This window comes from Micromonospora sp. NPDC049580 (assembly GCF_040675595.1).
Taxonomy (GTDB): domain Bacteria; phylum Actinomycetota; class Actinomycetes; order Mycobacteriales; family Micromonosporaceae; genus Micromonospora.
Genome location: NZ_JBFAPG010000523.1, coordinates 1 through 4,184 on the forward strand (window position 1 = coordinate 1; position 4,184 = coordinate 4,184).

Sequence of the window (4,184 nt, forward strand, 5' to 3'; positions counted from 1 at the left end):
CGCCGCCATCGGCCGACACGCGCTCGGCGTCGACGCCGTCCTGCCGGACAACGAGGCCGGCGGCCGCGCGCTCGCTGCGCACCTGATGGACCTCGGCCACCACCGCATCGCGGTCGCCGCAGGCAGCGCCGGCCTCACCACGGTCGCCGACCGGCTCGCCGGCGTGACGTCCGCGCTGCGGCAGCGTGGGCTGCGCCCCGCCGACCTGACGGTCGTGCACGGGGACTTCACCCGCGGCGGCGGACGGGCCGCCACCGAGCAGATCCTCAACGAGCACCCGGAGACCACGGCGATCATCGCGCTGAACGACGCCATGGCGATCGGCGTCCTCTCGACGCTGCGGTCGCGCCGCGTGCCGGTGCCCGCGCGGATCTCCGTCGTCGGCTTCGACGACGTCTCCGTCGCCGCCGACCTCGCGCCCAGCCTCACCACCATCCGGCTGCCGATGACCGAGATGGGCCGCACGGCGCTCACCCTCGCCCTCAAGCCCCGCTCGGCGCGTCCCCGCCGCCGCGCCACCGGCCACCTGCTGGTCGTCCGCGACTCGACCGGCCCCGCCCCGACGACCTGACCGGCGGCAGGGGTGCGGTCAGACCGCCAGGGCCGCCCGGACGTCCCGCTCCGCCGTGACTCCCCCGTCGCCGTCCGAGGTGACCCGACCGGACTCCAGCACGTGGTGGCGGTTCGCCACCCGCAGCGCGAAACCCAGGTGCTGCTCGACGAGCAGCACGCTGAAGCCGGACTGTCGGGTCAGCTCGACGATCCGCTCCTGGATCTCCGCGACCACCGACGGCTGGATGCCCTCGGTCGGCTCGTCGAGCATCAGCAGCCGGGGCCGGGTGATCAGCGCGCGGGCGATGGCCAACTGCTGGCGCTGGCCGCCGGAGAGCAGCCCGGCCCGTCGGCGCAGCAGCGGGCGCAGCGCCGGGAACAGGTCCAGCACCTCCGCCGTGGCCACCGCGCCGTCGCGCCGGCCGTCGGCGACCAGGCGCAGATTCTCCGCGGCCGTCAGGTGCCCGAAGCACTGCTGGCCCTGCGGGACGTACGCCATCCCGCGCTCCACCCGCTCGTGCGGCGCGAGACGGGTGACGTCCTCGCCGTCCAGCTCGACGGTGCCGGCGCTGGGTCGCAGCAGGCCCGCCGCGACCCGCAGCAGGGTGCTCTTGCCGGCGCCGTTGTGCCCGAGCACCGCGGCCACCCCGTCGGGCGGGACGGCGAGGTCCACCCCGTGCAGCACCCTTGAACGCCCGTATCCGGCGTGCACCCCGCGCAGGGTCAGCATCATGCCTCCAGAGGGCTGGGGGCCGACCCGGCGGCGACCGGGTGGCCAAGGTAGACCTCCTGCACGCGCGGGTCCGCCTGGACCTGGGCCACCGTGCCCTCGCTGAGCACCTTCCCCGCGTGCAGCACCGTGACGCTGCGCGCGAACCGGCGCAGGAAGTCCATGTCGTGCTCGATCACCACCACCGTGCGGTCCCGGCTCACCGTCTCCAGCAGCGCGCCGGTGGCGTCGCGCTCCTCGTGGCTCATCCCGGCGACCGGCTCGTCGAGCAGCAGCAGCCGCGCGTCCTGCACCAGCAGCATGCCGATCTCCAGCCACTGCTTCTGGCCGTGCGCGAGCGTCCCGGCGAGCTGGTCGGCCCGCCCGGCGAGGCCGATGGTCTCCAGCGCGGCGGCCACCTCGTCGGGGATCCCCCGCCGGCGCCGCGCCAGGGTCACCCAGCTCCGCCGGGCGCCGGCCGCGATGTCGAGGTTCTGCACGACCGACAGCTCCTCGAACACCGTCGACGTCTGGAAGGTTCGCCCGATGCCCAGCCGGCTGATCCGGTGCACCGGGCGGCCGAGCAGCTCCTGGTCGCCGAACCGCACCGAGCCGGTGGCCCGCACCAGGCCGGTGACCGCGTCGACGAGGGTGGTCTTGCCGGCGCCGTTCGGGCCGATCAGGAACCGGATGTCGCCGGCCGGCACCTCCAGCGAGACGCCGTCGACGGCGGTGAAGCCGTCGAAGCTGACCCGCACGTCACGGACGGACAACCCGTCCAGTCGGTCCTCGCTCACGGGGCCACCACCTCCGCCCGCTCGGCGCGTCGTCGGCCCAGCGCTGACCAGCCGCGCCGGCTCTGCTCCGGGCCGGCGTCGCGGCGGCGGGCCAGCGCCCACAGCGACGCCAGGCCGCCGGGAAGGAACGCCACCACGACCACGAAGAGCAACCCCTGCAGATACGTCCAGGTGCCCGGGAAACGCTCCGACAGGGCGGTACGCGCCCAGGCCACCGCCACCGCGCCGAGCACCGGGCCCAGCAGCGTCGCCCGGCCACCCACCGCAACCCCGATGACAAACTCGATCGACGGGACGATCCCGATCAGCGCGGGCGAGATGATGCCCACCGCCGGCACGAACAGCGCCCCGGCCAGCCCCGCCATACCGGCCGCGACCACGTACGCCACCAGCTTGACCGACGCCGGGTCGTAGCCGAGGAAGCGGACCCGCTCCTCGCCGTCGCGGACCGCCACCAGCAGCTCGCCGTAGCGGCTGTGGATGAGCTGACGGGCCAGCGCGAGCAACGCCAGCAGGACGCCGGCGATGATGAAGTAGACCATCCGCTGGTTGACCGGATCGTCGAGGTCGTAGCCGAAGAAGCCCTCGATGTCGGTGAGCCCGTTGGTGCCGCCCGTGGTGCCCTGCTGCCCGATCAGGAGGATCACCATGGCGGCCGCGAGGGCCTGGCTGAGGATGGCGAAGTACGCACCCCGCACGCGGCGGCGGAACACCAGCGAACCGAGCCCGAAGGCGACAGCCATCGGCAGCAGCACCGTGGCGGGCAGCGCGAACCACGGGCTGGCGAACGGCCGCCACCACAGGGGCAGTTCGTCGAGCTGCCCGTACAGCTGCATGAAGTCGGGCATCCCACCCGGGCCCGCGTCGGCGAGCTTGAGGTGCATGGCCATCGCGTAGCCGCCCAGGCCGAAGAAGACGCCCTGGCCGAGGGTGAGCATCCCGCCCCGGCCCCAGGCGATCCCGATGCCCACCGCGACCATGGCGACGCAGAGGTACTTGGCGAGCAGGGCCAGCCGGAAGTCCGACAGCACCAGCGGCGCCACGGCGAACAGCAGCGCCGCGCCGAACGCGAAGCCCGCCGCCGCGCGCAGCCGCGACCGTCCCCCCGGCGGGTTCGGCGGTACGGCGCCAGCGGGTGCCGGTCGCACGGCGGTGTCCGGTGGGGCGGGCGTCACGGCGGTCATGCGAGGCTCCTGGTCCGCAGGGTGAACAGGCCCTGTGGCCGCCACTGGAGGAACGCGACGATCGCCACGAACACGATCACCTTGGCGACGCTGAGGGTCGTGAGGTACTCCCCGGTGGCCTGGAGCACGCCGAGGGCGAAGGCGACGATCACGCTGCCCTTGAGTTGGCCGATCCCGCCGACCACGACGACCAGGAAGGCGTCGATGATCAGGTTGGTGCCCATGGTCGGGCCGATCGGGCCGAGCAGGGTGAGCGCGACCCCGGCGAGCCCCGCCAGGCCGGAGCCGAGGAAGAACGTCGTCCGGTCGACGCGGGCGGTGGGAATGCCGGACACCGCGGCGAGGTCGCGGTTCTGCACCACCGCGCGGATCCGGCGCCCGAGCGGGGTGAGCCGCAGCGCCAGGGTGAGCGCCGCGACGGCGGCCAGGGCCAGGGCCAGGATGAACAGCCGGTTGTTGGCGATGGTCAGCCCGCCGGGCAACGCCACGTTGCCGGTCAGCAGGTCCGGCGCGCGGGTCTGCACGTTCGGGCTGCCGAAGACGTCGCGGGCGAGCTGTTGCAGCATCAGCGACACCCCCCAGGTGACCAGCAGGGTGTCCAGCGGGCGCGCGTAGAGCCGGCGGATCAGCAGGATCTCCAGCAGCACACCCATCGTGCCGGCGACCGCGAACGCCACCGGCAGCGCGACCAGCAGCGACAGGCCCGCGCCGGTGATGCTCTGCTGCAGGACGTACGTGGTGTACGCGCCGGCCATGATGAACTCGCCGTGCGCCATGTTGATGACGTTCATCTGGCCGAAGGTCAGCGCCAGCCCGAGCGCGATGAGCAGCAGCACCGCGCCGATGCTGATGCCGGTGAAGAGTTGACCGAAGAGGACTGTCACGGTGGGTACTCCGTACTGCTCGTCGGGTGGCCCGGGCGGGCCGCGAGGCGCGCGCCGC

At 73.7% G+C, this 4,184-nt stretch carries 5 protein-coding genes; 1 reads left to right on the forward strand and 4 read right to left on the reverse strand.

All coding sequences use genetic code 11. The annotated features are described in order from the left end of the window. Nucleotides 1–571: substrate-binding domain-containing protein (locus AB0J68_RS28295; RefSeq protein ID WP_363941455.1), on the forward strand; the 571-nt coding region annotated here is incomplete at its 5' end. Between the two features lie 18 nt (nucleotides 572–589). Here the strand turns inward: AB0J68_RS28295 and urtE are convergent. The 4 genes from urtE to urtB form a co-directional block, all read right to left on the reverse strand. After that, nucleotides 590–1,282, reverse strand: a complete 693-nt coding sequence (urtE, locus tag AB0J68_RS28300; protein WP_363941458.1) for an urea ABC transporter ATP-binding subunit UrtE — start codon at nucleotides 1,280–1,282, stop codon at nucleotides 590–592. After that, complete coding sequence (gene urtD / locus AB0J68_RS28305) at nucleotides 1,282–2,058, reverse strand: urea ABC transporter ATP-binding protein UrtD (protein ID WP_363941461.1); 777 nt, start codon at nucleotides 2,056–2,058, stop codon at nucleotides 1,282–1,284. Before urtD ends, urtE begins: the two co-directional genes overlap by 1 nt. Next, nucleotides 2,055–3,242, reverse strand: coding sequence for an urea ABC transporter permease subunit UrtC (gene urtC, locus AB0J68_RS28310; RefSeq protein ID WP_363941464.1), 1,188 nt, complete (start codon nucleotides 3,240–3,242; stop codon nucleotides 2,055–2,057). The genes urtD and urtC overlap by 4 nt, the downstream gene beginning before the upstream one ends. Beyond that, nucleotides 3,239–4,184: urea ABC transporter permease subunit UrtB (urtB, locus tag AB0J68_RS28315; protein WP_363941467.1), on the reverse strand; the 946-nt coding region annotated here is incomplete at its 5' end. The genes urtC and urtB, both read right to left, overlap by 4 nt.